Genomic DNA, 26,905 nt, shown 5'->3' with positions numbered 1-26,905 from the left:
GATACACGCCAAATCTCAAAATACAACAAATCGTTGTTGACATACCAACAACGATGCGTTTTATTTGCCTCGTCTCTCCACCACAGAGCCGAGGTAAACCATGTCTGCATCTGTCCACGCTCTCCCGTCCTGCGGGCACGAGCGCCTTTTTGAACTACGCCGTGCCGCCCAGTCGGCCGGCTGCCAGTTCTCCCGCGTAAAACCCAAGTACCTGTTCACGACCGGCCACGTCGATTTCCTGCCCAAGGAAGCCGCCGACCGCCGCTACACCGTGGCCGATCAGCCGCCCTTCGATCCGAACGATGGAGGGCATGCGGCATGAAACCCACCATCGAAGAACTGCTGCTGCAGATCGTCAGCACCGTGTTGATCATCAATCAGCAAGGTAAATGGCACGCCTTTGTAGACCTCCAAGGCCACGTCTGCGCGTTCTGTGTTCGCGTTTGTTCGGCTGACACCAACTATCAGGACACGAGCCACGAAGTCGACCGTCGAACCGGTTACTGGCATTCCGAGCATCAGAAGCAACAGGCTTGCCTAAGCGCGCTAACTAGAACGCTTACCTGGCTGCAGGGCTACCTCGATATGCCTGCCACTCCCACGCAGGAGGTGGCCGCATGAACTTCGCCCTCCCCGAAGACAACCTGCTGCGCCTGCAGGCCCAGCTGAACATGTCCGGCACCTTCAATCACACCGTGTCTCGCATGCCCTACAGCCGCGATCAGGTGATGTTCCGCATCAAGATCGAACGCGGCCAGCCCACCACCGCCGTGCGCATCGAAATGGGCGACCAGGTGCACACCCTCGACGTGCAAACCGTACACCCCGAGAAGCACCTGCAGGTAGCTGACTTCATCGACGCCATCGCCAATGGTCGCGTGGACGGTGGCGAGCTGGCGCCGCCCCGTGTCACCCGCCAGCCCCTGCTGCCCGAGCCCGACGCCCTGCTGAACGATACCCAGCTGGGCCGGCTCAAGCACATGGTGCGCCACGGCGGCTTCACCAGCCTCGAAACCGGCCACGAACACCCCATCAACGTCGCCGTGCACCGCACCCGCCCGGCCGATGGCGTGACCGTCATCGCCAGCATTGGCACCGCTCGCCCGCGCACCAAGTGCTTCACCGTGCGCGGCGACCAGCGCGAATGCCTCAAGCGCCTGCTGATCAGCATCGAGCATCTGCACATCATCGCCACGCCCCAGCGCGCGGCCGCAGCGTAGGAGGTCACATGAGCCACTCACTCAAAGACACCGCCGAGAGCCTCGGCCTCAAGCATCGCGAGCTGATGAAGCGCATGCGCGAGAAAGGCCTGCTGGACAAATTCAACCTGCCCGCCAACCCCGAAATGACCAAGCTCTATCTGGTCACGCGCGAGTTTCGCTACCCGCACCCCAGGCTAGGCATGCAGTACCCGCGCAGCACCCGCGTAACCGACGCAGGCATCCCCTGGCTCGCCGACAAACTCGGCATCGAGCGCCAGATGCCCGAACCCCAGGCAGATCCGCGCGATGTTGCCTGAGCTGAAATACACCACCCCGGACGGGCGGCAGATCACCCCGACCTCTGCCCGCCAGTGGGTGACCGTGATCTCCAAGCTGCCGACCCTCGCCGACCGCAAAGCGGCAATCGCCAACCAAGTGCCCGAGCACCTGCGCGAACTCGTTCGCACCATGGGCCGCATAGCCTGGGAACACCCAGCCCGGAGCAAACAATGAAAGACATCAAGCTACTCGACGACACCCTGATCGAGCTGCTGCGCATGCCCGAGGCACAGCGCAACAGCGAAGTCATCAGCAGCGCCCTGCACCTGGCCGCCAGTGCGGCCGGCCTGCGCCTTGGCCAGGCCACCGACCTGCAGCTGCAGCACATGCAGCTCGCAGGCGCCGTCGCCCGCCTCACCGAAGCCCTGGGCACCGGCTTCACCCACCGCTCCGCACTGCGCATCGGCCCGGATGTGCAAGGCATCGAGCTGTTCGCCTCCATCGAAGCCATCGGCAAGGCCGACGAGATCCGCTTCACCGGCTACGGCTCCACCGCCCAGGGCGTGCTGGCCAGGCTGAATCAGGCAATCGCGGCCTTCGGCATCAACGTCGGCCCGGCCAAGCCAAAGCCCCGCCACCCCAACAAAGACCCGCTGCGCCTGCTGCCGCGCCGCCCTCGTGAGGCCCGCAAGGCATGAGCCCACCCAACGACCAACAGCAGCCACTGCGCCTGCTGCCAGCCCCCAGGCCGACCACGCTGGACATGCTCTTTCGCATGTTCGGCACCGTCCTGATCCCACTGGAGGCCGTGCGCGCCGAGCTGTTCCGCAACCTCAACATCGAGCGCTTCCGCAATCAAGTCGGCACCGCAGCCATCCCCCTACCGGTCACGACCCTGCAGGACAGCAACAAGGCCATGCGCTACATCGAGATCCACCACCTGGCCGCCCACATCGACCAACGCGCCGGCCAAGCCGACGACGCCCTAGCCAAGGTGCTGGGCAAAGAGCAAGAGGACTAAGCCATGCAAGCCAACCCGCTACCCAGCCTCGACCGCATCAAAAAGCAGGCCAAGCAGCTCCGCAAGGCCACCGAACTCACCCACATGCAGGCGCTGGAGGCCATCGCACGCAACCACGGATTCAAGACCTACGCCAGCCTGCAGGCTGCCCACAAGCAAGCGAAGGCCGGCTGACATGTACCGCTATTGCCGCGAATGCCGCGCAGAACTCGGCGAGTACGACCACGAAGAAATCGGGCTTTGTCAGGAACACGTCGCCCTTTGCGAAGACTGGCACCGTTACGACGTCCTACGGGAGGAAGGCCACAGTGCCTACGCCGCCAAGCTGATGGCCGGCCTGGCAGATCCACCCGACCCCGACGACGACTGATCCACCCAAAAACCACCTGACGCCGCACCCGCTGCCACCACCAGCGACCGGCAAACACGAGGAGCACCACCATGACCACCCCGCAAATCTATGGCCTGTTCGCCATGCTCACCGTTGCCGCGCTCGCCGGCTTCATCTTCTACTGCATCGGCCTGCGCACCGGCAAAGCAGCCGGATACGAACAAGGCCGCACCACCGGGAAGCACTACTGGAAGAAGATCGTCGCCGGCATCCGCGCCGACCTGGCCGAAGCCCGCGACCAGCTCGACATCCGCACACGCGACACCGCCAGCCTGCGCGAGAGCATGCAGCACCTTGAGCGCGACCTACTCCAGCGCCTCGGCGCCGCCGCCCCACTGACGCCTGCGGATCAGGCTGTTCTGCTGGCAGTCACCGACAAACTGATGCTCGCCGCCAGCACCTTCGACAGCCTGAACTCCCCCGACCACGCCCGCACCACCCGCCACCTCATGGCCCAGGTGCTGGGCATGGCCGACCGCCTCAAGATCGCCGCAGCCAACACCAAGCCCCACCCGGACAGCGAGTTGATCGACTTCCTGGCCACCATTGCCAACCTGAAAGAGTCCGACGGCGAGTGGTGTGTCGAGTTGCCGGTGATGTTCCAGCCGCACCGCAACGCCAACTGGCGAGAGGTCATTCGCCATTACCAGACAGAACTGGAGAAGCTGGAGAACGAGCACGAAGAAGCCCAGGAAGCAGCACGGGACATGGAGGACGCAGCATGATGCGCCGTAACTTCCCCCTGCTGCGCCTCACGCCCGAGGCGGCCGGCAAGCTGCAACACGACTACGACCGAGCCACCGCCAAGCTGGCCCAACTGGAGCGCGAACACACCGAGCTGCAGAACCAGATCCGCGCCCAACTCGGCGCCGAAACGCTCTGGAAGCTGCGCACCGACACCCGCAACGCGGTGCTGCTGGTCGACCTTAAGAAAGAGGCCGCCTGACATGACTTGGATACTCACCCAAAGCGCCACCCAGGTGGACATCCTCAAGCCCCAGGCCAAGCAGATCCGCATTGACGACATCTGCCACGGCCTGGCCCACGTCTGCCGCTTCAATGGCCAGACCCGCCACCACTACTCGGTCGCCCAGCATTCCCTGATCGTCGCCGACATCGTGCCGCAGGAACACAAGCTGGCCGCCCTGCTGCACGACGCGGCCGAGGCCTACATAGCCGACATTGCCCGCCCCATCAAGCTGCTGATGATCGAGGCCGCCAAGCGCCGCAACGCCGCCTGGAGGGCGGTACTCAACCAGCACAGCCACAGCCCTGTCAGCGCCTGGGAGTTCGCCAAGCAGCAGCGAATTTTCAGCGACCCTGAGTTCGGCGGGCTGTCGATCCTGATCGACACTTACAAGCAGATAGAGCGCCGCCTATGGCTGGCCATCTGCGAACGCTTCGACCTTGACCCGGCGCTGCCTGACTGCGTGCACGAGGCGGACATGATCGCCCTGGCCACCGAGCGGCAGCAGCTCATGCCCCTGCACCCCGAGCCCTGGGAATGCCTCGAAGGCGTCGAGCCCCTGGCCAAGGCCATCCCCGAATGGACGCCCACTCACGCCCGCCAGGTCTACCACCATCAGCTGATGGAGCTGCTGGCCACCACCCACCGCACCAAGGTGTTTGCCCAGGCCGAGCGCGAACTGATCCACGGCACCTCAACTGCCTCGCCTGCAGGACTCATGAGCATCGCGCAGGAGGTGAAGGCGTGAACGTCCAAACCTTGCCAGCACCGTGGCTTTCCATGCACTCAGCGCCCAAAGACGGGCGGCTTATCCGCTTGCTCGTGAGCTTCGATGAGAACGCCATTGACGATGGCGACGAACCCTTCGCAACAATCGGCCAGAACAACTTCCAGAACGACCAGATAGATCGCTGGCAGTTCGCAGGCTGGAACTGGACACACGACAAGTTCACCGATGGCCAGGGCACGCCACTGGGCTGGCTGCCGATGCTGGATGGCCAGAACCTCAGCCAGATCCTGCAGCAGTACCGCATTGCGCTGACGCCTGAATACGAGGGGCCGTGGCACGCAGAACTGTTCGGCGAAGAGCCGGAACCCATCGCGACAGGAAAAGGCGCAACACCGGAGCAAGCCGCGCGCCAGGCAATCGAGCGCCTACAGTCCGGCTCGCCCGAAGGGCTCAAGCAGCCACAGCAAGGGGGCGACCAATGACCCAAGCCCCCGCCACCACCGTAGCCACTGCCGTGCGACAGCACGGCGGCGGCCGCCACCCGCTGAACCTGCCTTGCACGGTGCCGGCCGGCCGCCTGCAGGACTCGCGCGGGGGCGTTATAAACCGCCGCGCCGAAGGCGCGACAACATCCCATCCCCTGCCCGCCAGCTGCGCAGCAGCTGCACACCCCACGACAGGCGTGCGCCGCGCCCGCGAGTTGAGCCCATCGCTCCGCCCTCAAAACCGCCTGCACGCGCAGCTTGTCGAGGGGTATACGCACTACAAGCTAATGCGACCAAGCACCCTCACCTACGAGCCGACTATGCCGCTGCAATGCAGTCTTAAGCTGGTCTACGTAATCATCGGCAGCTGTAACCAAGTGCTCGCAGCCATCGAGTATTGCCTCAGAACTACCGGCAAGGTAGAGATCCAGCTCCTCAATGAGCAATGCAACGCAGCGCTTGTGAGCTGCCCAGGCCTCGGCGAACTGCAGATCCACAAATGTGGAGTAGCTGTGTTCGCAGACGCCCTCGTAGAGATCCTTGAGGCGTCGCTGGTATATCTCCAAGGCTGTGCCTTCGGGGCCGGCCTGGATGCATGCCCCCACCACGCGGCATGCGCCTTGAAGCCTAACCGAGGCGTTGAACGCGCGCATAAGGTACTGGTAATCGCTGCGGGACTTATCGAGCTGGACATTACGCCGCTCCCAGTAACTGACACCTATGACCGCCAGTATTGCGACCACACTACCAATTGCTTGCACCCAATCGGCGGCCTTGTCCGGCAGCCATCCATGCAGAGACCAGTAAGCAACCGACCCGACCAGCATCCAGAGAAACGCACCACCGACAAGCAATACCCAGAGCGCCCACAAGGACCGCTCCACCATTTTTTTAGGAATGGACACGTCCATACACTCCTCAATGCCCTAGCGACACCGAGCTTGCCGGCACCCTGCCACCATGTCCAGCGGGGTGCAGCATGACCGTCCTAACCCAAATCGACCTGGCCACAGCGATCCGTTGGCCATTCCACCCGACCGAGATCCTGCTGGGCGAACAGCACAACATCGTCAGCGTCTCGGGCGGCAAGGACTCCACCGCCCTCCTGCTGCTGGCCATCGCCCAGGGTGCGCCCAACCTGCGCGCCGTGTTCGCGGACACCGGCAACGAGCACGAGCTGACGCTGGAGTACATCGACTATCTTGAGCAAGCCACGGGCGTAACCATTGAACGCCGCAGCGCGGACTTCTCCCGCCAGATCGCCCGCAAGCGCGAGTTCATCGCCACCAAGTGGCGCGCCCAGGGCATAGCAGAAACCGTCGTAGAAGCAGCGCTGCAGGTGCTGCAGCCAACAGGAATCCCATTCCTTGACCTATGCCTGTGGCGCGGCCGCTTCCCAAGCCGCAAAGCGCAGTTCTGCACCGAGGCGCTCAAGCGCGACGTCATCATCGAACAGGTGATGCTGCCACTAATGGATGGCCAGAACATGATTCTCAGCTGGCAAGGCGTCAGGCGCGACGAGTCCGAGGCACGGCGCTATCTGCCCGAGGCCGAACACGTCGGCGGCAATCTCTACAACTACCGCCCCCTGCTGAACTGGGACGTAGCCGGCGTGTTCGAGGCGCACCGCTACATGGGCATTAAACCGAACCCGCTCTACAGCCTCGGCATGGGGCGCGTCGGCTGCATGCCCTGCATCAACTGCCGCAAAGGCGAGCTGCGCGAGATCGCGGCCCGCTTCCCCGAGCACATCGACCGCATTGAGCAGTGGGAACACCTCACCCGACTGGCCAGCAAGCGCGGCGCAGCAACCTTCTTCGCAGGGGCCAACGCCAAGCACCAGAAAGGATCAATCAAGCACATGAGCTCGGAGCAGATCGTTGCACTGGCGAATATTCGCGAGGCCGTGGAGTGGTCGAAAACAACACGCGGCGGCATCCAGTACGACCTCATGGCCATCGACGGCGAAGCCGACTCCACCGCCTGCAGCAGCGCCTACGGCCTATGCGATAGCGACTGGCAGCCAGTGAAGATAGAGGAGGCAGCATGAGCACACCTCGCTGGGTACTCATCCCCAAAGCCGCCGAATTGCTCGGTTACACCGTCAACGCCATCGAGCACAAGGTTAAGAGTGGCATGTGGTCGCAAGGCCGCATGTGGCGCAAGGCGCGTGACGGGCGGATTTTCATCAACATCGAGGAGGTAGATAAGTGGGTAGAGCAGTCACCCCAGGAAGCGGCCTAGAGGCCGAGCTGGCGAAGCACACCGGGGTCGAGATCCACGGCAACAGCATCCGCATCGTGTTCATGTGGAAGCGCCGCCGCTGCCGCGAAACCCTCGGTTTACCGGTCACCAAGGCCAACATCAAGCACGCCTCCCAGCTCCGGGCGGCAGTGCTTCATGCCATCAAGACCGGCACCTTCGACTATGCCCAGCACTTCCCCGAGTCCCGCCAGGCCGGCAACTACAGCAGCAACCGCGACGAGCGCCTGCACCTGTTGCTGGCCCGTTACAAGCCGCTCAAGGCCGTCGACATCACCGAGGAAACCGAACGCCGCTATGTCCTGGCACTCGACATCTGCATCGAGTTACTGGGCAAAGACCGACTGGCCAGCGTACTGATGCCCGAGGACATCCAGAACCTGCGCGTCACGCTGATCACTACCCGCACCACCTCGACGGTGAACCACTACCTGGCCGTCCTCGCCGGGTTCCTGGGCTGGTGCGAAGCAAACGGCTATTGCCGGCCGGGGCTGGCAAGTGCCTGCACCCGTTTCGAGATGACCGACCGCGACCCCGACCCACTCACCAAAGCCGAGCTGGCCGAGCTGCTAAACAAGGGATGCCTTCACCCCATGGATCGGGCAGCAGTGACCCTGGCCGTGTACACCGGCATACGCCCCGGCGAACTGGGTGCGCTGGCCAGGGAGGACATCGACCTGGCGAAGGGGCAGATCCACATCAACCGTGCCATCACCAGCCAGGGCACCTTCAAGCTGCCAAAGACCGGCAAGCGCCGCACGGTGCTGCTGTTCCCGCCAGCACTGGAAGCCTGCCGCGAGCTGCTGGCCATCGAGCACGGCATCGAGCCGCAGACCATCGACGTGCAGTTGAGCAGGCATGAGTCTATGCAAGAGACAGTGACCCCGCTGCTCTCGCCCGTCGTGCAGGCGCGCAAGAAGCACGTCAATCCATGGTTCATCCCGTCCTCATGGAACTGCAAGTGGGCGAACATCCAGCGCCGCGCGAAGATCCGCCCGCGCCGTCCGTACCAAACTCGGCACACCTATGCCTGCTGGTGCCTGGTCGCCCGTGGTAACCTCGCGTTCATCGCCAAGCAGATGGGTCACAAGGACTTCACCATGCTGGTTCAGGTGTACGCCAAATGGATGGACGACGAGTCCCCAAACGAGCTGCAGCACATCTGGTCAGGCATGCAAAGCACCAACTGAATTGCCCCAATCCTGCCCCACAAAAATTTGTACTAATCTCTAAGCTACTGATGAATAAAGCTATTTCCGATTTCTCTCAGCACACTCCGATGATGCAGCAGTACTGGAAGCTGAAGAACCAGCACCCGGATCAGTTGATGTTCTATCGCATGGGTGACTTCTACGAGATTTTCTACGAAGACGCGAAGAAGGCAGCCAAGCTGCTCGATATCACCCTGACCGCACGCGGCCAGTCGGCAGGCCAATCGATCCCCATGTGTGGCATTCCTTTCCATTCGCTCGAAGGCTACCTGGCCAAGCTGGTCAAGCTCGGCGAATCGGTGGTGATCTGCGAACAGATCGGCGACCCGGCCACCAGCAAAGGGCCGGTCGAGCGTCAGGTGGTGCGCATCATTACCCCCGGCACCATCAGCGATGAAGCCTTGCTCGATGAGCACCGCGACAACCTGCTAGCCGCCGTACTTGGCGATGAACGCCTGTTCGGCCTGGCTGTGCTGGATATCACCAGCGGTCGCTTCAGCGTGCAGGAGATCAAGGGCTGGGAAAACCTGCTGGCCGAACTGGAACGGCTGAGCCCCGCCGAGCTGCTGATCCCCGACGACTGGCCCCAGGGCTTGCCAGCCGAAAAACGCAAAGGCTCGCGCCGTCGCGCGCCATGGGATTTCGACCGCGACAGCGCGTTCAAGAGCCTGTGCCAGCAATTCAGCACCCAGGATCTGAAAGGCTTCGGCTGCGAGAACCTTACCCTGGCAATCGGCGCCGCCGGCTGCCTGCTCGGTTATGCCAAGGAAACCCAGCGCACTGCTCTGCCTCACCTGCGCAGCCTGCGCCATGAACGCCTAGATGATACGGTGATCCTCGATGGCGCCAGCCGCCGTAACCTGGAGCTGGACATCAACCTTGCAGGTGGCCGCGACAACACCCTGCAATCGGTGATGGATCGCTGCCAGACCGCCATGGCAAGTCGCCTGCTGGGGCGCTGGCTGAACCGCCCGCTACGCGACCGTAGCGTGCTTGAGGCACGCCAGGACGCCATCGCTCGCCTGCTCGACGGTTACCGCTTCGAAACCCTGCAACCGCAACTCAAGGAGATTGGCGATCTCGAGCGCATTCTCGCCCGCATCGGCCTGCGCAATGCGCGCCCGCGTGACCTGGCACGGCTACGTGACGCCCTGGCCGCCCTCCCCGAACTGCAGCAGGCAATGAGTTCGCTGGACACACCGCACCTGCAACAGTTGGCCGCAAGCATTGCCACCTACCCCGAACTGGCCGAGCTGCTGTCCCGGGCGATCATTGACAATCCACCTGCGGTGATCCGCGACGGCGGAGTCCTCAAGACCGGCTACGACGCCGAACTCGATGAACTGCAGGCGATGAGCGAGAACGCCGGCCAGTTCCTCATGGATCTCGAAGCCCGCGAAAAAACGCGTACCGGCCTGGCCAATCTCAAGGTCGGCTACAACCGCGTACACGGCTACTTCATCGAACTGCCGAGCAAACAGGCCGAATCGGCACCGGCCGACTACATCCGCAGGCAGACGCTCAAAGGTGCCGAGCGTTTCATCACCCCTGAGCTGAAGGAGTTCGAAGACAAGGCGCTTTCCGCCAAGAGCCGTGCCCTGGCCCGCGAGAAGATGCTCTACGACGAATTGCTGGAGCGCCTGATTGGTCACCTGGCGCCATTGCAGGACAGCGCTGCCGCCCTGGCCGAACTGGACGTGCTGAGCAACCTGGCCGAGCGCGCGCTGAACCTCGACCTGAACCGCCCGCGCTTCGTCGACGAGCCATGCATGCGCATCGACCAAGGCCGTCACCCGGTAGTCGAGCAGGTATTGACCACGCCATTCGTAGCCAACGACCTGGATCTCGACGACAGTCGCCGCATGCTGATCATCACCGGCCCGAACATGGGTGGTAAATCCACCTACATGCGCCAGACCGCACTGATCGTCCTGCTGGCCCATATCGGCAGCTTCGTACCGGCAGCAGCCTGCGAACTATCTCTGGTCGACCGTATATTCACCCGTATCGGCTCTTCGGACGACCTGGCAGGCGGACGCTCGACCTTCATGGTCGAGATGAGCGAAACCGCCAATATCCTGCACAACGCCAGCGAGCGCAGCCTGGTGCTGATGGATGAAGTCGGTCGCGGCACCAGCACCTTCGATGGTCTGTCGCTAGCGTGGTCGGCAGCCGAACACCTGGCCCGCCTGCGTGCATTCACCCTGTTCGCCACCCATTACTTCGAGCTGACCGTATTGCCGGAAAGCGAGCCTGTAGTGGCCAACGTGCATCTTTCAGCGACCGAACACAACGAACGCATCGTCTTCCTTCATCATGTCCAACCCGGGCCGGCAAGCCAGAGCTATGGTCTGGCCGTGGCACAACTGGCAGGCGTGCCTGGCACGGTAATCAGCCGCGCTCGCGAGCATCTGGCACGCCTGGAAACCACCAGCCTGCCGCATGACTTGCCCTCGCAGACTCCAGGCAACAGCTCGGCACCGATGCAGAGCGACCTGTTCGCCAGCGTGCCGCATCCACTCGTGGAAGAGCTGGGCAAGATCAACCCCGATGATCTGACGCCGCGCAAAGCCCTTGAGCTGTTATATGCATGGAAGACGCGGATCTAACGCTGCCGCGCGCAAACTGCTAGAATCGCGCGCAATTTTACGACCGCCCCGGTTTACAGCCTGAGCCGCGGCTACTGACAAAGCGCCTGGCAGCCCTTCGCAGAAAGGGCCCAGACTGCCGCCCGAGGAGAGAATCAGACATGACCTTCGTCGTCACCGACAACTGCATCAAGTGCAAATACACCGACTGTGTGGAGGTCTGCCCGGTCGATTGCTTCTACGAAGGCCCGAACTTTCTGGTCATCCATCCGGACGAGTGCATCGACTGCGCCCTGTGCGAGCCAGAATGCCCAGCCCAGGCAATTTTCTCCGAAGACGAAGTGCCTGACGGCATGCAGGAGTTCATCGAGCTGAACGCCGAACTGGCAGAAGTCTGGCCAAACATCACCGAAAGGAAAGATGCTCTGCCGGACGCCGAAGAGTGGGATGGCGTGAAGGACAAGCTGCAACACCTGGAGCGCTGAGCTCGCCCAGAAACACGAAGACCCGCCAAGTGCGGGTCTTTTACTTTCCAGGGGCAAGCTTTGCGCACGGATCAGCGGGCGGTCACCCTGAATTGCAGGCAAAAAAGGGGCGGCTCGCGCCGCCCACTTTTATTCCCTAGTCCCTTTGTTTCCCAACTCATCGTCCTGATGAATCGCCTCTTGCGATGTTCCTGATCACGTCCTGATGATCTGTGCTTGTCCCTGAGCACGTGGGTGATAGTAGCCTCTACAGCAGCCAGGACAACCCGACTGAATGACCATAAATACGTTCAAGCACTTTGATCAATAAGGTAAAAATACTTTAAAAACAAATACTTGAGAAAAGACGCATTAAATAATCAAGAGATACCGTCACTCGCGCGGCACGAACACTGACAGCAGCTGTAAGTGATGACTTACATGGCCGCACAGAAAAAACCCGGCCGAAGCCGGGTTCATGATCAAGACTGCGCGCTACTGAAACAGCGCATCACTGGAAAGGCCGTTCTTCTCGAGAATCTCACGCAGACGCTTGAGTGCTTCGACCTGAATCTGCCGCACCCGCTCACGCGTCAAGCCGATCTCCTGCCCCACCTCTTCCAGAGTGCAGCTCTCGTGACCACGTAAACCAAAGCGGCGCACGACGACTTCGCGCTGCTTGTCGGTCAGATCCGACAACCACTGGTCGATGCTCTGCGACAGATCGTCATCCTGCAACAACTCGCAGGGGTCTGTCGGTCGGTCATCGGTCAGCGTATCGAGCAACGTCTTGTCCGAGTCCGGGCCGAGAGAGACATCCACCGAGGACACTCGCTCGTTGAGACCGAGCATGCGCTTGACCTCGCCCACCGGTTTTTCCAGCAGGTTGGCAATCTCTTCCGCGGAAGGCTCATGATCGAGCTTCTGGGTCAGCTCGCGAGCCGCACGCAGGTATACGTTCAGCTCTTTGACCACATGAATCGGCAGACGAATGGTGCGAGTCTGGTTCATGATGGCGCGTTCGATGGTCTGGCGAATCCACCAGGTCGCATAAGTCGAAAACCGGAACCCCCGCTCCGGATCGAATTTCTCCACGGCGCGAATCAGGCCCAGGTTGCCCTCCTCGATCAGATCGAGCAGAGAAAGACCACGATTGACGTAGCGTCGAGCAATCTTCACCACCAGGCGCAGGTTGCTTTCGATCATGCGCTTGCGCCCGGCAGGGTCGCCCTTCTGCGCCAGCCGCGCGAAGTGCACTTCCTCTTCGGGAGTAAGCAGGGGAGAAAAGCCGATTTCGTTGAGGTAAAGCTGAGTGGCGTCCAGCGCCCGGGTGTAGTCGATGTACTTGTGTTGCTTGGAGGGGGTGGCGTGCTTGGCCTTGGTACGCGCAACGGGTGTTTCCACCTCATCACTCTGATCCTCGCCCAAAACGATGCCTGGCTCCATGAGGAGCAGCTCATCGTCGACGTCAAACTCCGGCGCTTCTTTTTTGATGAGAGCCATTGTTGTTGTCCCTAGCTGAGTTCGACAACAGACTCTGGCGGAACCATCCTGGCCATACCTGAGCCCGTCCCTCCTACGGATGGACGGGCTGGCGGCGGATCAACGACGTGGCAGGTATTGCAGTGGATCGACAGGTTTTCCTTGGCGGCGAATCTCGAAATGCAATTTCACTCGATCCGCACCTGTAGACCCCATTTCAGCAATGGTTTGCCCGGCCTTGACCTGCTGCCCCTCCCGTACCAACAGCCTACGGTTATGTCCGTAGGCACTTACGTAGGTGTCGCTGTGCTTGATGATGATCAATTCGCCGTAGCCCCGCAAACCACTCCCGGCGTACACCACTGACCCATCAGACGCAGCTAAAACAGGCTGTCCTAATTCCCCGGCGATATCAATGCCTTTATTCAAACTACCGTTTGAGGAAAACCGACTGATTACCGTGCCTTGCGCAGGCCAGGCCCAACCGCTGGAGGAGCGCGTCACCGGGGTGACCGGTGTCGTCGCTGGCGTCGTGGCCACAGGGGGCCTGGCAGGCTGGGTGGATGGCTGTGCAGTCGGGCCAGAGGCTACCGGAGGACGGCTCGGAACCGGCTGAGTGATGACCGGAGTAGTCACGCGCGGCGAGGCTACCGCAACCGGCTGAGAAGACGTCGTACGGTTATTGTCGAAGCGAATGGTCTGCCCGACACGAATCAGGTAAGGCTCACGCAGGCCGTTATGGGCAGCCAGAGCCTTCCAGTCCCATCCGAAGCGAAAGGCAATCGAATACAGGGTATCGCCGCGCTGCACCACGTACTGACCACTGCGCACCGGCTGACGCTGCATCACGGGAGCATTACCCCGGTTCTGCCCACGGTCGACCACCTGCACCCCACCTGGCGGCGAGCTGGCACAGCCGACCAGCAGCATGCCCAGCGCCAACAGCAGCGCAGGCGCTACAGCATGCAGATGGCTCGATGCCTGCCTAGCCGTACGAATCACCCAACGCTCCTTTTCAGTTCCATGGCCATTTCAGGATACCGGCTGTTCGACCAGCGTGGCGCGTCTACGTGCCATCCATTCCAGCAACAACACCAGCCCTATGGCGCTGACGGCCAGGAAAATGGCCAGCCCCAGCTGGTGTGCCTCCCCCGTGATCTCGAAGAAACGATGAGGCAGCAGATTCTCCTGCAGCAGCGGGTAGGACTCGCCGTGGCGATTGGTCTGCCAGGTCAGCGTCTGCTTCCAGGGCCAGACCTTGACCAGCGAGCCCAGCATCAACCCGGCCAGAAATGCCATGGTCAGATCGCGCAACCTGGCCAGCAGCCAGGTCAGCAGACGGGAGAAGGCCAACAGCCCCAGCAGACAGCCGGCACTGAAGACCGCCAGTACTGGAAGGTCGAAATTCTTCACCGCGCCCAACACAACCGGATACAGGCCCAGCAGTACCAGAATGAAACTGCCGGAAATGCCAGGCAGCAGCATCGCGCTGATGGCAATGGCCCCGGCGATGAACAGAATCAGAGGGTCGGCCGCCAGTTGCAGCGGCGCTGCCAGGGTAATGAACAGTGCCAGCACCAGACCAAGCACGGCAGCGACCACACGATCAGCACTCCAGACCGCGACCTCGCGGCCAACCAGATAGACCGAAACCACCACCAGGCCAAAAAAGAACGACCAGAGCAGAACCGGGTGCGCCACCATCAGATGGCTGATGACCTTGGCCAGAGTGAAGATGCTGGTCAGGATGCCAAGCACCAGAACCAACAGGAACGTCGCATCGCAGCGCTGCCAGGACTCAACGATACGACCGCGAAAGAACAGCAGCAGCGCATTGGGAATTGCTGAAAAGGCCGCGAGAAGCCGGTGGTAGATACCTGTGATCAGCGCGACCGTGCCCCCCGAAAAGCCCGGCACCACATCCACGGCGCCCATGGCCAGACCTTTGCAATACAACATCAGGTTATGTTTCATCGTCCCTGGTAAAACCTCACAACAATGGGCCATTGAGCAGCGGCACGAAGCGCACCGCATCGAGCACGTGGCGAGAGAAGCCATTCTCTTCGCGCACGATCAGCAATAATTGCTGCACATCGCCAGTACCGACTGGAATCACCATGCGACCGCCCGGAGCCAGCTGATCGAGCAGTGCCTGTGGCACGTCAGCCGCCGCCGCCGTGACGATGATGCCGTTGTACGGCCCGAGTGCATTCCAGCCCTCCCAGCCGTCGCCCCAGCGGAAGACCACATTGCGCAACTTGAGTTCGGCCAGGCGTTCCTTGGCGCGCTCCTGCAGCACCTGAATGCGCTCCACCGAGAACACCCGCTCCACCAGTTGCGCCAGCACGGCGGTCTGGTAACCGGAACCGGTGCCGATCTCCAGCACCTTGTCGAGCGGGCCGGCGGCTAGCAGCAATTCGGTCATGCGCCCAACCATGTAGGGCTGCGAGATGGTCTGGTTGTGCCCGATGGGCAGTGCAGTGTCTTCGTATGCGCGGTGCGCCAGCGCCTCGTCGACGAACAGATGCCGCGGCGTCCGCCGGATCACTTCGAGAACCCGGGCATTCGACAGGCCTTCTTCATAAAGGCGCTGAATCAAACGCTCGCGGGTGCGTTGCGAGGTCATACCAATCCCGTGGCGTTGTAGATCGTCCTGTCCGCGCATCAGAAGATGCCCTCCAACCAGCCATCCATCGTTTCGAGGGCTTCATTGAACGTGCGATCGAGCCGTAGCGGCGTGATCGATACATACCCCTGCATCACGGCATGGAAATCGGTGCCCTGGCTGCCGTCCTCGACATCGCCAGCCGCAGCAATCCAGTACCCCTCCTTACCACGCGGGTTGACCACCTTGACCGGCGCCGCAGCGCGGGCGCGATGCCCCAAACGGGTCAGTTGCACACCACGGATGTGCTCCAACGGCAGATTCGGCACGTTGACGTTGAGCACGGTGCGCGGCGGCAATTCGAGACGCTCGTGCGCCTCGACCAACTTGCGGGCGAAATAAGCCGCAGTCGGCAGGTTGTCGGGAAGGCGCGACAGCAGCGAAAAGGCGAACGCGGGCTTGGCCAGGAAACGCCCCTCCAGCGCCGCGGCGACGGTGCCGGAATAGAGCACGTCATCACCCAGGTTGGCGCCCAGGTTGATGCCGGACACGACCATCTCCGGCACCTGCTCGAGCAGACCGTTGAGCCCCAGGTGCACGCAGTCGGTTGGCGTGCCATTGAGACTGATATAGCCGTTGGCCAAGGCCACCGGGTGCAGCGGACGATCCAGGGTCAGCGCGCTGCTGGCGCCACTCCTGTCTTCAACTGGAGCAATCACCACGCACTCGGCATAGTCGGCCAGCGCCTGGTGCAACGCGGCGATCCCGGGGGCATTCACCCCGTCGTCGTTGGAAATCAGAATTCGCATGGAGTATCCGTCTGCCCTGCTGGCACCAGATCGACGAGTTCGCGCACCACAACGGTGGCGAAACACCCGGCCGGCAGGACGAATGCAAGTTGCAGAATATCGGGTTCCGGATAATGCCACGTAAGGCTCTGGATGGGGAGGCGCAGAATGCGCCGTTCGTGCGCCATGCCCGCCTTGGCCAGCCAATTGGGCAAATTCTGTTCAGTCTCGGCTATCCCCTGCTCCAGGCTCTGCACGCTACCCGCCGTCGGCGAAGTGCCTTCGCCCCAGAGCGGGCCGGTGGGATGCAGATCGAGAATGGCCAAGCGAGAATCAACGCACTCGGCCTCACCCGCCATGAAGAAACTGCGACTGGCGGTGAAAGCCAGCAGATCACCGACCTGCGCCTGGTTCCAGGTACCGGCAGCGACACGCTTGGCCAACACCCGGTTGAACAGATAGCTGCGCGCCGAGGACAGCAGGCGCGAGCGCAGGTTGCGCTGCACCGGCAGCTCTTGCCGGGAGGCGAAGTCGCGCGCCTGTTCGACATTGCCACCGTCAAAACCGAAGCGCTGCAGACCGAAGTAGTTCGGCACACCCTGCTTGGCAACGCGCTGCAGACGCTGCTCCAGCGCATCGCGATCCGCTTCCAGGGCCGTCAGGCGCAGGGTGAAACCATTGGCCACATGAGCGCCGCGTTGCAGTTTGCGGTTGTGCCGCTGACTGCGCAGGATCGTCAGATCATCACTCTGAGCAGCCGCCAGATCGGGATCGGCCTTGCCCGGCAGATGCAGGCTGAACCACTGCCGGGTCAGCGCCTGACGATCCTTGAGGCCGGCGTAGCTGACAACCTTGAGCGGCAGACCGGCGGCGCGGGCGATACGCCGCGCCGCCTCCTCGGTGTTCAGGCCACGTTTTTCCACCCACAACCACAGGTGCTCACCCTGGCCGGTGAGCGGGATATCCAGCACTTCGTCGACCTGGAAGTCCTCGGCCGTGGCCTTGAGCACGGCGCGCCCACAGGCTTCGCCATGGGCGCGCGGCCCAAGCAACTGCAGCTCGTTCATGCCTTGACCAACAGGGCGACAGCGTGCACCGCAATGCCTTCCTCACGCCCGGTGAACCCAAGCTTCTCGGTGGTGGTGGCCTTGACGTTGACCTGATCCAGCACCACGCCAAGATCCTCGGCGATACGCTCGCGCATGCTCTGGATATGCGGCGCCATCTTTGGTGCCTGGGCGATGATGGTGGCGTCGACGTTCCCCACCGCATAGCCCTTGTCGCGTACCAGCCCCAGCACATGACGCAGCAGCGCACGGCTGTCAGCACCCTTGAAGTTCGGGTCGGTATCGGGGAAGTGCTTGCCGATGTCGCCCAGCGCCACGGCGCCCAGCAGGGCATCGCTCAGGGCATGCAGCAGCACGTCACCGTCGGAATGAGCGACGAGACCGAATTTATGAGGAATCCGCACGCCGCCGAGGGTGATGAAATCGCCTTCGCCGAAGCGGTGTACGTCATAACCATGACCGATACGCATAGAGAACAACGCCCTGAAAAAGTCAGGGCGTGATTCTACATGCACAGACTACCGTAGGGTGTGCCGCACGCACCAAGGGGCAGTGTTTGCCCTGATACGCGCAACATCTCCTACGCCAACGCCTCGGCGTGATGGCGCAGGTGATCGTCGATGAAGCTGGCGATGAAGTAATAGCTGTGGTCATAGCCAGGCTGCATGCGCAGCGTCAGCGGATGACCGGCCGCCTTGGCCGCCGCCTGCAAAGTCTGCGGTTTGAGCTGGCCCTCGAGGAAATCATCACGATCGCCCTGATCGACCAGGATCGGCAACTTTTCGCTCGCCTCGGCAACCAGCACGCTGGCATCCCACTCGCGCCAGCGCGAGCGCTCCTCGCCCAGGTACAGCGAAAACGCCTTCTCACCCCATGGGCAGTTCATCGGGTTGCTGATCGGCGAGAACGCCGACACCGACTGATAACGCCCTGGGTTCTTCAGCGCACAGATCAACGCGCCATGGCCACCCATGGAATGGCCGGCGATGCCGCGCTTGTCCGAAACAGGGAAGTTGGCCTCGATCAGTGCCGGCAACTCCTGCACCACATAGTCATACATGCGGTAATGCCGCGCGAATGGCTCCTGGGTGGCATTGAGGTAGAAACCCGCACCGAGGCCGAAGTCATAGGCGCCATTGGCGTCGTCGGCGACACCTTCGCCACGCGGACTGGTATCCGGCGCGACGATGATCAGCCCCAGCTCAGCCGCCATGCGCTGGGCACCGGCTTTCTGCATGAAGTTCTCGTCGGTGCAGGTCAGGCCGCTCAGCCAGTACAGCACCGGCAGCTTGGCGCCCTGCTCCGCCTGCGGCGGCAGATAAACGGCGAACACCATGTCGCAGTTGAGGCTGGAGGAACGGTGCTTGTAGCGCTTGTGCCAGCCACCAAAGCTCTTGTTGCTGGAAACGATTTCGAGGCTCATGACCACTCCGTAGGGTGCGCCACGCGCACCAGGGGATTAGCGGTGCGCATGGCGCACCCTACGAAACAACCGCAGGCGTCGAGTGGCGCTGGGCCCCCCGTCGCCTGAAGCGTGTCGCTTGCAGCTATCAGTAATGGATGACGGTACGGATGCTCTTGCCTTCGTGCATCAGATGGAAGGCTTCGTTGATCTCGTCCAGGCCCATGGTGTGGGTGATGAAGGTGTCCAGCGGGATTTCACCGCTCTGCGACTTCTCGACGTAGCTGGGCAGCTCGGTACGACCTTTCACGCCACCGAAGGCACTGCCGCGCCAGACGCGTCCGGTCACCAGCTGGAACGGACGGGTGCTGATTTCCTGACCGGCACCGGCTACACCGATGATCACGCTCTCACCCCAGCCTTTGTGGGCGCACTCCAGCGCAGCGCGCATCAGTTGCACGTTGCCGACGCACTCGAAGCTGTAGTCCACGCCGCCATCGGTGAGTTCGACGATGACGTCCTGGATCGGCTTGTCGTAATCCTTCGGATTGACGAAATCGGTCGCGCCCAGCTCACGGGCCACATCGAACTTGGCTGGGTTGATGTCGATGGCGATGATGCGCGAGGCCCTGGCCATCTTGGCGCCGATGATCGCCGCCAGACCGATGCCGCCCAGGCCGAAGATCGCCACGGTGGCACCCTCCTCCACTTTGGCGGTGTTGAGCACGGCGCCGATACCGGTGGTCACGCCACAACCGAGCAGGCAGACCTTCTCCAACGGAGCCTCTTTCGGAATCTTGGCCAGGGATATTTCTGGCAGCACGGTGTACTCGGAGAAAGTCGAGCAGCCCATGTAGTGGTAGATCGGCTGACCGTTGTAGCTGAAGCGCGTGGTGCCATCCGGCATCAGGCCTTTGCCCTGGGTGGCACGCACTTTCTGGCACAGGTTGGTCTTGCCGGACAGGCAGAATTTGCACTCGCGGCATTCGGCGGTGTACAGCGGGATCACGTGGTCGCCGACCTGCAGAGACGTGACGCCCTCACCCACGGCCTCGACGATGCCACCGCCTTCATGGCCCAGGATCGACGGGAACACACCTTCGGAGTCAGCCCCGGACAGGGTGTAGGCATCGGTGTGGCACACGCCGGTGGCGACGATGCGTACCAGCACTTCACCGGCCTTGGGCGGCTCGACGTCCACTTCAACGATCTTCAGGGGCTCGTTCGGGGCGAAGGCAACGGCAGCGCGGGACTTGATCATGACAGCTCTCCAGGGGAGTCGTGGACAATGGCCGGCAGTCTAGTTCAGAGCCAAAACGAGATAATCACCAGAAGAGCAAAACATTATTGCCATACAGGGATAATATTCCGCATCGGTCAAGAACGGCCCGAAAGCAATCCGGGACGTTTTCCCTATTTTCCGCAGGAAGGAGCGCACATGAACCGCTGGGAAGGTCTGGACGAATTCGTCGCCGTCGCCGAGTGTGGGCAATTCAGCGCTGCCGCCGAACGCCTGGGCCTGTCCACCTCACAGGTCAGCCGCCAGGTGGCGCGCCTGGAGGATCGACTACAAAGCCGCCTGTTCTACCGCAGCACCCGCCGCGTGGCCCTGACCGAAGCCGGCCAGCTTTTCCTGCAGCACTGTCAGCGCTTGCAGGATGCCCGCGAAGAAGCCTTGCGGGCGGTTGGCGATCTCGGCGCGGAACCCAAGGGGCTGCTGCGCATGACCTGCGCCGTGGCGTATGGCGAGCGCTTCATCGTGCCGCTGGTCAATGACTTCATCGCGCTGCACCCCCAACTGCGCGTCGAGATCGAACTGTCCAATCGCCAACTCGATCTGTTGCACGAAGGCCTGGATCTGGCCATCCGCCTGGGACGTCTACAGGACTCGCGCCTGATGGCCGCGCGCCTGGCACCCCGCGAAATGTATCTGTGTGCCGCCCCCGAATATTTACAGCGCTATGGTCGCCCGCACTCGCTCTCGGAGCTGGCACGCCACAACTGCCTGATCGGCAGCAGCGAAACCTGGAGCTTCGCCGAGAGCGGGCGGGAAACCCAGGTGCGCATCCAGGGTAACTGGCGCTGCAACAGCGGACAGGCCGTGCTCGATGCGGCGTTGCGCGGTTTTGGCTTATGTCAGTTGCCCGACTACTACGTACTCGAACACCTGCGTAGCGGGCGCCTGGTTTCCCTGCTGGAACAACATCGCCCGCCACATACGGCGGTATGGGCGATTTATCCACAGCAACGCCATCTATCACCCAAGGTTCGCCAGTTGATCGATTCGCTACGCCAGGGTCTGAGCCAGCGCGTCGAATACCGCGATCTGCCCTGATGTTCTGCAACAACCTTGTCGCCCACCTGAACGGTCATGGAATGTCACAAGCCGAAGCGAAACTTGAGCGAAGCGACCGCGTCACAACCAATGAGCCCCGTCAGATGGCGCTCACGAACTCATCAGCATGAGGACATGGTTATGCAGGTTCTGGTCAACAGTGGTAAGCACGTCGCCTCCTCGATGGCCCTGAAGGACGATATCCGCAGTCGCGTTCGAGACAAGCTGCAGCGCTACGAGGATCACCTCACCCGGATCGAGATCCATCTCTCCGACGAGAACGCGCTCAAGAATGGGCCGCAGGACAAACGCTGCAAGGTCGAGGCACGCATGAAAGGTCGCGACCCGTTAACGGTGTCCTATGATGCCTGCGAACTGCACCAAGCCCTTGATGGCGCCATGAACAAGCTGACCAGCGTGCTGGATCGCAACCTGGGCAAAGATGCCAAACGCTGGACGCACTGATGCCGCGGATCGCTCAGCGACCTTCGCGCCAAATACGTTGTAGATAATGCAGATCTTCCGGGCGGGTGACCTTGAGGTTGTCCGCCCGGCCTTCGACCAAACGCGGCGCCAGCCCTGCCCACTCCATGGCCGAGGCTTCATCCGTCACTGCCGCGCCCTCCTGCAACGCCTGCGCCAACGCCTCACGCAAGGCGCCCAGGCGGAACATCTGCGGTGTGTAGGCCTGCCAGATCACGCTGCGATCCACCGTTTCAGCCACCCGACCATCGCTTGCGGCACGCTTGAGCGTATCGCGCGCCGGTACGGCTAGCAGGCCACCCACCGGATCATCGGCCAGACTGTCCAGCAGGCCATCCAGATCTTCTCTGGCGAGATTGGGACGCGCGGCATCGTGCACCAGTACCCAGTCGTTGCCGTCAGCACCGTCAGTGAGTAGCGCTTGCAGCCCTGCCAGTACCGAGTCGGCCCGCTCGCGACCACCAGCAGCTCGACGAATACACGAGTCGCTGGCTACGGGCAGATGTGGCCAGAACGGATCGTCTACAGCTACGCAGACCACGGCACCAAGCAAACCGGGGTGATCGAGAAAACAATGCAGGGTGTGTTCGAGGATGCTGCGACCGGCAATTTGCAGGTACTGCTTGGGTCGATCGGCAGCCATGCGTGCGCCGACACCGGCAGCTGGAATCACCAGCCAGAATTTCGTGGTCATTCGGTCAGCAGGTAGAGGGTTTCGCCCTCTTTGAGCATGCCCAGCTCCTGACGCGCGCGCTCTTCCACGGTCTCCATACCGCGCTTGAGCTCCATCACCTCGGCCTCGAGGATTCGGTTACGCTCCAGCAGTCGCTCATTCTCGCCTTGCTGCTCGGCGATCTGCTGCTGCAGGCGGCTTACCTGGGCAAGACTGCCTTCGCCAACCCACAGGCGATACTGCAGACCGACCAGCAACAGGATCAGCACGATAAACAGCCAATACGGACTACGCATGGAGCGGCTCGCAGATTGAGTCATCGGCATGGTAGGGGCTGCGATCATGCTTGAAAAGAAGCCGTCTGATGAGTGACATGGATTTTCTGTACCTGCATCCGTGCAAAGGTTCCAAGAGACCGATAAAACGCACTGCGGATTCGCAGCAGCCCTCGCCTACAAAAAAGGGCGACTCGCGTCGCCCTTTTCCGTCACGCGAAAATCAGCCGCGGAACTCGGCGCGGCCTTTGTACGGGGCCTTGCCACCCAGTTGCTCTTCGATGCGCAGCAGTTGGTTGTACTTGGAAACGCGGTCGGAACGGCACAGCGAGCCGGTTTTGATCTGACCTGCGGCAGTACCAACGGCTAGGTCGGCAATGGTGCTGTCTTCGGTTTCGCCACTGCGGTGCGAGATCACGGCGGTGAAGCCAGCAGCCTTGGCCATCTGGATGGCTTCCAGGGTCTCGGTCAGCGAGCCGATCTGGTTGAACTTGATCAGGATCGAGTTGCCGATCTTCTCGTCGATGCCGCGCTTGAGGATCTTGGTGTTGGTGACGAACAGGTCATCGCCAACCAGCTGTACCTTGGCACCGATCTTGTCGGTCAGGACTTTCCAGCCGGCCCAGTCGGACTCGTCCATGCCGTCTTCGATGGAGATGATCGGGTAACGCTCGGTCAGACCGGCCAGGTAGTCGGCGAAACCTTCGGCACTGAATACCTTGCCCTCGCCCTCCAGGTCGTACTTGCCATCTTTGAAGAACTCACTGGAAGCGCAGTCCAGGGCCAGGGTAACGTCGTCACCCAACGTGTAGCCAGCGTTGGCCACGGCTTCGGCGATGGCGGCCAGAGCATCTTCGTTGGAGGCCAGGTTCGGCGCGAAACCACCTTCGTCACCAACGGCAGTGTTCAGACCACGGGCCTTAAGCACGGCTTTGAGGTGATGGAAGATCTCGGCGCCCATGCGCAGGGCATCGGCAAAGTTCTTGGCGCCAACCGGCTGCACCATGAACTCCTGGATGTCGACGTTGTTGTCGGCGTGCTCGCCGCCGTTGATGATGTTCATCATCGGTACCGGCATGGAATAGACGCCCGGGGTACCGTTCAGATCGGCGATGTGCGCGTACAGCGGCACGCCCTTGGCCTGGGCAGCAGCCTTGGCGGCAGCCAGGGACACGGCGAGGATGGCATTGGCGCCCAGAGTCGCCTTGTTCTCGGTACCGTCGAGCTTGATCATCGCGTGATCCAGAGCTTTCTGGTCGATAGCATCCTTGCCCAGCAGCAGATCACGGATCGGGCCATTGATGTTGGCCACGGCTTTCAGCACGCCCTTGCCCAGGTAACGGCTCTTGTCGCCATCACGCAGCTCCAGCGCTTCGCGCGAACCAGTGGAAGCGCCGGACGGAGCACACGCACTGCCAACAATACCGCCTTCCAGAATTACATCCGCTTCCACGGTGGGGTTGCCGCGGGAGTCGAGAACCTCACGACCCTTGATGTCGACGATCTTTGCCATTCTTGTTAACACTCCAAAGGTTGACGATAAGACGGCAGCAGCAGGCTGCGCGAGACCGCCGCTGCCCGTTGGGCAGTCCGGCGGCACACTCTGACTCACGGGTCAGGGGGAATTTCTGGGGCGGCACTTTACCGGATTACGACCGGCTCAGGCAGTCTCGATTGGCGGAAAACTCTTGATCAGGTCATCCAGTTGCTTGAGCTGGGTGAGGAACGGCTCCAGCTTGTTCAGGCGCAAGGCACAGGGGCCGTCGCACTTGGCGTTTTCCGGATCCGGATGCGCTTCGAGGAACAGGCCTGCCAGACCCTGGCTCATACCAGCCTTGGCCAGGTCGGTAACCTGGGCGCGGCGGCCGCCAGCAGAGTCGGCACGACCACCCGGCATCTGCAGGGCGTGGGTCACGTCGAAGAACACCGGATACTCGAACTGCTTCATGATGCCGAAGCCGAGCATGTCCACCACCAGGTTGTTGTAACCGAAGGAGGAACCACGCTCGCAGAGGATCAGTTGATCGTTACCGGCCTCTTCGCACTTGGCCAGGATATGTTTCATTTCCTGCGGGGCGAGGAACTGCGCTTTCTTGATGTTGATCACTGCACCGGTCTTGGCCATGGCCACCACCAGGTCGGTCTGCCGCGAAAGGAAAGCCGGCAACTGGATGATGTCGCACACCTCGGCCACGGCAGCGGCCTGATGCGGCTCGTGAACGTCGGTGATCACCGGCACGCCGAAGGTCTTCTTCACTTCCTCGAAGATCTTCATGCCCTCTTCCAGGCCCGGGCCGCGGAAGGAGGTGATGGAAGAGCGATTGGCCTTGTCGAAGCTGGCCTTGAACACGTAAGGAATGCCGAGCTTCTCGGTCACCCGCACGTATTCCTCGCAAGCCTGCATGGCCAGGTCGCGCGACTCGAGCACGTTGATGCCACCGAACAGCACGAACGGCTTGTCATTGGCGATCTCGATGCCGCGAACCTTGATGATCTTCTGTGCCATGCGTTAAGCCTTCTTCGCTTTCTGCGCCAGAGCGGCGTTGACGAAACCGCTGAACAGCGGGTGACCGTCACGCGGCGTGGAAGTGAATTCCGGGTGGAACTGGCAAGCGACGAACCACGGATGATCCGGTGCCTCGACCACTTCGACCAGCGCGCCGTCGCCGGAACGACCGGTGACCTTGAGGCCAGCCTCGGTCAACTTCGGCAGCAGGTTGTTGTTCACTTCGTAGCGATGACGGTGACGCTCGACGATCACGTCCTTGCCATAGCAGTCATGTACCAGAGAGCCGGCCTGCAGCTGGCAGTCCTGAGCACCCAGGCGCATGGTGCCGCCGAGGTCGGAGCTTTCGCTGCGCTGCTCGGTGGCGCCGGTCGCGTCCTGCCACTCGGTGATCAGACCGACCACCGGATGCGTGCTGGCCATGTCGAATTCGGAGGAATTGGCGTCGGTCCAGCCCACGACGTTACGGGCGTACTCGATCACCGCGACCTGCATGCCGAGGCAGATACCGAGGTAAGGAATCTTGTTCTCGCGAGCGTACTGCACGGTCTTGATCTTGCCTTCCACGCCACGCAGACCGAAGCCGCCCGGCACCAGGATGGCATCGACACCTTCGAGCAGCGCAGTGCCCTGATTCTCGATGTCTTCGGAGTCGATATAGCGCAGGTTGACCTTGGTACGGTTCTGGATGCCGGCGTGGCTCATCGCTTCGATCAGCGACTTGTACGCGTCCAGCAGCTCCATGTACTTGCCGACCATGGCAATGGTGACTTCTTTTTCCGGGTTGAGCTTGGCATCGACCACACGATCCCACTCGGACAGATCGGCGCTGCCGCACTCCAGGCCGAAACGCTCGACGACGAAATCGTCCAGCCCCTGGGCATGCAGCACGCCAGGGATCTTGTAGATGGTGTCGACGTCTTCCAGGCTGATCACCGCACGCTCTTCAACGTTGGTGAACAGGGCGATCTTGCGACGCGAGGACACATCGATCGGATGATCGGAGCGGCATACCAGCACGTCAGGCTGCAGGCCGATGGAACGCAGTTCCTTGACCGAATGCTGGGTCGGCTTGGTCTTGGTCTCGCCAGCAGTGGCGATGTACGGCACCAGGGTCAGGTGCATCAGCATGGCGCGCTTGGCGCCCACTTCCACGCGCAGCTGGCGAATGGCTTCGAGGAACGGCTGCGACTCGATGTCGCCCACGGTGCCGCCGATTTCCACCAGGGCCACGTCGGCATCGCCGGCGCCCTTGATGATGCGACGCTTGATCTCGTCGGTGATGTGCGGAATGACCTGGATGGTCGCCCCCAGGTAATCACCACGGCGCTCTTTGCGCAGCACGTCTTCGTAGACACGACCAGTGGTGAAGTTGTTGCTCTTGCTCATCGTGGTGCGGATGAACCGCTCGTAGTGACCCAGATCGAGGTCGGTCTCGGCGCCGTCGTGCGTGACGAACACCTCACCGTGCTGGAACGGGCTCATGGTGCCCGGATCGACGTTGATGTAGGGATCCAGCTTGAGCATGGTGACCTTCAGGCCCCGCGCCTCCAGGATGGCCGCCAGTGAAGCCGAGGCGATGCCTTTCCCCAATGAAGAAACAACACCACCCGTGACGAAGATGTAGCGCGTCATGAAAAACCCTAGAAGTCTGCGTTTAAGCGGTCAGTGCCGCCGGGGAAAGCGAAG

General features: G+C 61.9%; 35 protein-coding genes. 20 read left to right on the top strand and 15 right to left on the bottom strand.

Annotated features, from left to right (window positions below):
- Positions 1-100: 100 nt before the first annotated feature.
- From HS968_RS08940 to HS968_RS08880, 13 genes are all read left to right on the top strand, one after another.
- Positions 101-322 carry a hypothetical protein gene (locus tag HS968_RS08940; protein WP_182371019.1) on the top strand — a complete coding sequence of 74 codons (222 nt, stop codon included), beginning with the start codon at positions 101-103 and terminating at the stop codon, positions 320-322.
- Positions 319-621 (top strand): hypothetical protein, encoded by a 303-nt coding sequence (locus tag HS968_RS08935; RefSeq protein WP_182371018.1) that lies wholly within the window; start codon positions 319-321, stop codon positions 619-621. Before HS968_RS08940 ends, HS968_RS08935 begins: the two co-directional genes overlap by 4 nt.
- Complete coding sequence (locus tag HS968_RS08930; RefSeq protein ID WP_182371017.1) at positions 618-1,220, top strand: hypothetical protein; 603 nt, start codon at positions 618-620, stop codon at positions 1,218-1,220. The genes HS968_RS08935 and HS968_RS08930 overlap by 4 nt, the downstream gene beginning before the upstream one ends.
- Before the next feature lie 8 nt (positions 1,221-1,228).
- Entirely contained in the window at positions 1,229-1,519 is a 291-nt protein-coding gene (locus HS968_RS08925) for a phage antirepressor KilAC domain-containing protein (RefSeq protein ID WP_182371016.1), read from the top strand.
- Positions 1,509-1,715, top strand: coding sequence for a hypothetical protein (locus tag HS968_RS08920; protein WP_182371015.1), 207 nt, complete (start codon positions 1,509-1,511; stop codon positions 1,713-1,715). The genes HS968_RS08925 and HS968_RS08920 overlap by 11 nt, the downstream gene beginning before the upstream one ends.
- Positions 1,712-2,179: a hypothetical protein gene (locus HS968_RS08915; RefSeq protein ID WP_182371014.1), complete on the top strand. Its 468-nt coding sequence runs from the start codon at positions 1,712-1,714 to the stop codon at positions 2,177-2,179. The genes HS968_RS08920 and HS968_RS08915 overlap by 4 nt, the downstream gene beginning before the upstream one ends.
- On the top strand, positions 2,176-2,502 hold the full coding sequence (locus HS968_RS08910) for a pyocin activator PrtN family protein (RefSeq protein ID WP_182371013.1): 327 nt from the start codon (positions 2,176-2,178) through the stop codon (positions 2,500-2,502). The genes HS968_RS08915 and HS968_RS08910 overlap by 4 nt, the downstream gene beginning before the upstream one ends.
- 3 nt (positions 2,503-2,505) lie before the next feature.
- Positions 2,506-2,676: a glyoxalase superfamily protein gene (locus HS968_RS08905; RefSeq protein WP_182371012.1), complete on the top strand. Its 171-nt coding sequence runs from the start codon at positions 2,506-2,508 to the stop codon at positions 2,674-2,676.
- A 1-nt stretch (position 2,677) separates the two neighbouring features.
- Positions 2,678-2,872: a hypothetical protein gene (locus HS968_RS08900; RefSeq protein WP_182371011.1), complete on the top strand. Its 195-nt coding sequence runs from the start codon at positions 2,678-2,680 to the stop codon at positions 2,870-2,872.
- Between the two features lie 71 nt (positions 2,873-2,943).
- A complete protein-coding gene (locus tag HS968_RS08895; RefSeq protein WP_182371010.1) occupies positions 2,944-3,618 on the top strand; it encodes a hypothetical protein in 675 nt (224 codons plus the stop codon).
- Positions 3,615-3,839 (top strand): hypothetical protein, encoded by a 225-nt coding sequence (locus HS968_RS08890; RefSeq protein ID WP_238338923.1) that lies wholly within the window; start codon positions 3,615-3,617, stop codon positions 3,837-3,839. The genes HS968_RS08895 and HS968_RS08890 overlap by 4 nt, the downstream gene beginning before the upstream one ends.
- Before the next feature lies 1 nt (position 3,840).
- A complete protein-coding gene (locus HS968_RS08885) occupies positions 3,841-4,608 on the top strand; it encodes a phosphohydrolase (protein ID WP_182371009.1) in 768 nt (255 codons plus the stop codon).
- Positions 4,605-5,072 (top strand): hypothetical protein, encoded by a 468-nt coding sequence (locus HS968_RS08880; RefSeq protein ID WP_182371008.1) that lies wholly within the window; start codon positions 4,605-4,607, stop codon positions 5,070-5,072. Before HS968_RS08885 ends, HS968_RS08880 begins: the two co-directional genes overlap by 4 nt.
- A gap of 287 nt (positions 5,073-5,359) precedes the next feature.
- Here HS968_RS08880 and HS968_RS08875 read toward each other — a convergent pair whose 3' ends face one another.
- Entirely contained in the window at positions 5,360-5,986 is a 627-nt protein-coding gene (locus HS968_RS08875) for a hypothetical protein (RefSeq protein ID WP_182371007.1), read from the bottom strand.
- Between the two features lie 68 nt (positions 5,987-6,054).
- Between HS968_RS08875 and HS968_RS08870 the strand changes: the two genes are divergently transcribed.
- The 5 genes from HS968_RS08870 (at position 6,055) to fdxA (ending at position 11,621) form a co-directional block, all read left to right on the top strand.
- Positions 6,055-7,125 carry a phosphoadenosine phosphosulfate reductase domain-containing protein gene (locus HS968_RS08870; protein ID WP_182371006.1) on the top strand — a complete coding sequence of 357 codons (1,071 nt, stop codon included), beginning with the start codon at positions 6,055-6,057 and terminating at the stop codon, positions 7,123-7,125.
- Positions 7,122-7,319, top strand: coding sequence for an excisionase (locus HS968_RS08865; RefSeq protein ID WP_182371005.1), 198 nt, complete (start codon positions 7,122-7,124; stop codon positions 7,317-7,319). Before HS968_RS08870 ends, HS968_RS08865 begins: the two co-directional genes overlap by 4 nt.
- A complete protein-coding gene (locus tag HS968_RS08860) occupies positions 7,286-8,527 on the top strand; it encodes a site-specific integrase (RefSeq protein ID WP_182371004.1) in 1,242 nt (413 codons plus the stop codon). The genes HS968_RS08865 and HS968_RS08860 overlap by 34 nt, the downstream gene beginning before the upstream one ends.
- A 62-nt stretch (positions 8,528-8,589) precedes the next feature.
- Positions 8,590-11,157, top strand: a complete 2,568-nt coding sequence (gene mutS, locus HS968_RS08855; RefSeq protein ID WP_182371594.1) for a DNA mismatch repair protein MutS — start codon at positions 8,590-8,592, stop codon at positions 11,155-11,157.
- A 140-nt stretch (positions 11,158-11,297) separates the two neighbouring features.
- Positions 11,298-11,621 carry a ferredoxin FdxA gene (fdxA, locus tag HS968_RS08850; RefSeq protein ID WP_106739592.1) on the top strand — a complete coding sequence of 108 codons (324 nt, stop codon included), beginning with the start codon at positions 11,298-11,300 and terminating at the stop codon, positions 11,619-11,621.
- Positions 11,622-12,095: 474 nt separating this feature from the next.
- Here fdxA and rpoS read toward each other — a convergent pair whose 3' ends face one another.
- The 9 genes from rpoS to HS968_RS08805 all read right to left on the bottom strand — a co-directional run bounded on the left by rpoS (position 12,096) and on the right by HS968_RS08805 (position 20,205).
- Positions 12,096-13,103: an RNA polymerase sigma factor RpoS gene (gene rpoS / locus HS968_RS08845; protein ID WP_106739591.1), complete on the bottom strand. Its 1,008-nt coding sequence runs from the start codon at positions 13,101-13,103 to the stop codon at positions 12,096-12,098.
- 99 nt (positions 13,104-13,202) lie between these two features.
- A complete protein-coding gene (locus tag HS968_RS08840; protein ID WP_182371593.1) occupies positions 13,203-14,012 on the bottom strand; it encodes a peptidoglycan DD-metalloendopeptidase family protein in 810 nt (269 codons plus the stop codon).
- Positions 14,013-14,114: 102 nt separating this feature from the next.
- Entirely contained in the window at positions 14,115-15,056 is a 942-nt protein-coding gene (locus HS968_RS08835) for a DUF368 domain-containing protein (protein WP_182371003.1), read from the bottom strand.
- A 16-nt stretch (positions 15,057-15,072) separates the two neighbouring features.
- Positions 15,073-15,708, bottom strand: coding sequence for a protein-L-isoaspartate(D-aspartate) O-methyltransferase (locus HS968_RS08830; protein ID WP_170965218.1), 636 nt, complete (start codon positions 15,706-15,708; stop codon positions 15,073-15,075).
- A gap of 38 nt (positions 15,709-15,746) precedes the next feature.
- Positions 15,747-16,496 carry a 5'/3'-nucleotidase SurE gene (gene surE / locus HS968_RS08825; protein ID WP_182371002.1) on the bottom strand — a complete coding sequence of 250 codons (750 nt, stop codon included), beginning with the start codon at positions 16,494-16,496 and terminating at the stop codon, positions 15,747-15,749.
- A complete protein-coding gene (truD, locus tag HS968_RS08820) occupies positions 16,484-17,542 on the bottom strand; it encodes a tRNA pseudouridine(13) synthase TruD (protein ID WP_182371001.1) in 1,059 nt (352 codons plus the stop codon). Before truD ends, surE begins: the two co-directional genes overlap by 13 nt.
- Complete coding sequence (gene ispF / locus HS968_RS08815) at positions 17,539-18,012, bottom strand: 2-C-methyl-D-erythritol 2,4-cyclodiphosphate synthase (protein WP_182371000.1); 474 nt, start codon at positions 18,010-18,012, stop codon at positions 17,539-17,541. The genes truD and ispF overlap by 4 nt, the downstream gene beginning before the upstream one ends.
- Before the next feature lie 110 nt (positions 18,013-18,122).
- Positions 18,123-18,965, bottom strand: a complete 843-nt coding sequence (gene fghA / locus HS968_RS08810; protein WP_218886683.1) for an S-formylglutathione hydrolase — start codon at positions 18,963-18,965, stop codon at positions 18,123-18,125.
- A 127-nt stretch (positions 18,966-19,092) separates the two neighbouring features.
- Entirely contained in the window at positions 19,093-20,205 is a 1,113-nt protein-coding gene (locus HS968_RS08805) for an S-(hydroxymethyl)glutathione dehydrogenase/class III alcohol dehydrogenase (RefSeq protein WP_182370999.1), read from the bottom strand.
- A gap of 177 nt (positions 20,206-20,382) precedes the next feature.
- Between HS968_RS08805 and HS968_RS08800 the strand changes: the two genes are divergently transcribed.
- Both HS968_RS08800 and HS968_RS08795 read left to right on the top strand, forming a co-directional pair.
- Entirely contained in the window at positions 20,383-21,279 is an 897-nt protein-coding gene (locus HS968_RS08800) for a LysR substrate-binding domain-containing protein (protein WP_119693772.1), read from the top strand.
- 141 nt (positions 21,280-21,420) lie between these two features.
- Positions 21,421-21,744: an HPF/RaiA family ribosome-associated protein gene (locus HS968_RS08795; protein ID WP_179624482.1), complete on the top strand. Its 324-nt coding sequence runs from the start codon at positions 21,421-21,423 to the stop codon at positions 21,742-21,744.
- 13 nt (positions 21,745-21,757) lie between these two features.
- On the opposite strand, the gene ispD is transcribed toward HS968_RS08795, so the two are convergent.
- The 5 genes from ispD to HS968_RS08770 form a co-directional block, all read right to left on the bottom strand.
- Entirely contained in the window at positions 21,758-22,456 is a 699-nt protein-coding gene (gene ispD, locus HS968_RS08790; protein ID WP_182370998.1) for a 2-C-methyl-D-erythritol 4-phosphate cytidylyltransferase, read from the bottom strand.
- A complete protein-coding gene (ftsB, locus tag HS968_RS08785; protein ID WP_119693769.1) occupies positions 22,453-22,731 on the bottom strand; it encodes a cell division protein FtsB in 279 nt (92 codons plus the stop codon). Before ftsB ends, ispD begins: the two co-directional genes overlap by 4 nt.
- A gap of 202 nt (positions 22,732-22,933) precedes the next feature.
- On the bottom strand, positions 22,934-24,223 hold the full coding sequence (gene eno / locus HS968_RS08780; protein ID WP_182370997.1) for a phosphopyruvate hydratase: 1,290 nt from the start codon (positions 24,221-24,223) through the stop codon (positions 22,934-22,936).
- 147 nt (positions 24,224-24,370) lie between these two features.
- Positions 24,371-25,216, bottom strand: coding sequence for a 3-deoxy-8-phosphooctulonate synthase (gene kdsA / locus HS968_RS08775; RefSeq protein ID WP_072425445.1), 846 nt, complete (start codon positions 25,214-25,216; stop codon positions 24,371-24,373).
- A 3-nt stretch (positions 25,217-25,219) separates the two neighbouring features.
- On the bottom strand, positions 25,220-26,851 hold the full coding sequence (locus tag HS968_RS08770) for a CTP synthase (RefSeq protein ID WP_119693767.1): 1,632 nt from the start codon (positions 26,849-26,851) through the stop codon (positions 25,220-25,222).
- Positions 26,852-26,905: the final 54 nt, after the last annotated feature.

Source organism: Pseudomonas berkeleyensis (assembly GCF_014109765.1).
Classification (GTDB): Bacteria; Pseudomonadota; Gammaproteobacteria; order Pseudomonadales; family Pseudomonadaceae; genus Aquipseudomonas; species Aquipseudomonas berkeleyensis.
The sequence above is the reverse complement of the archived record's forward strand: the minus strand, read 5'-3'. Positions and strand labels throughout refer to the sequence as shown.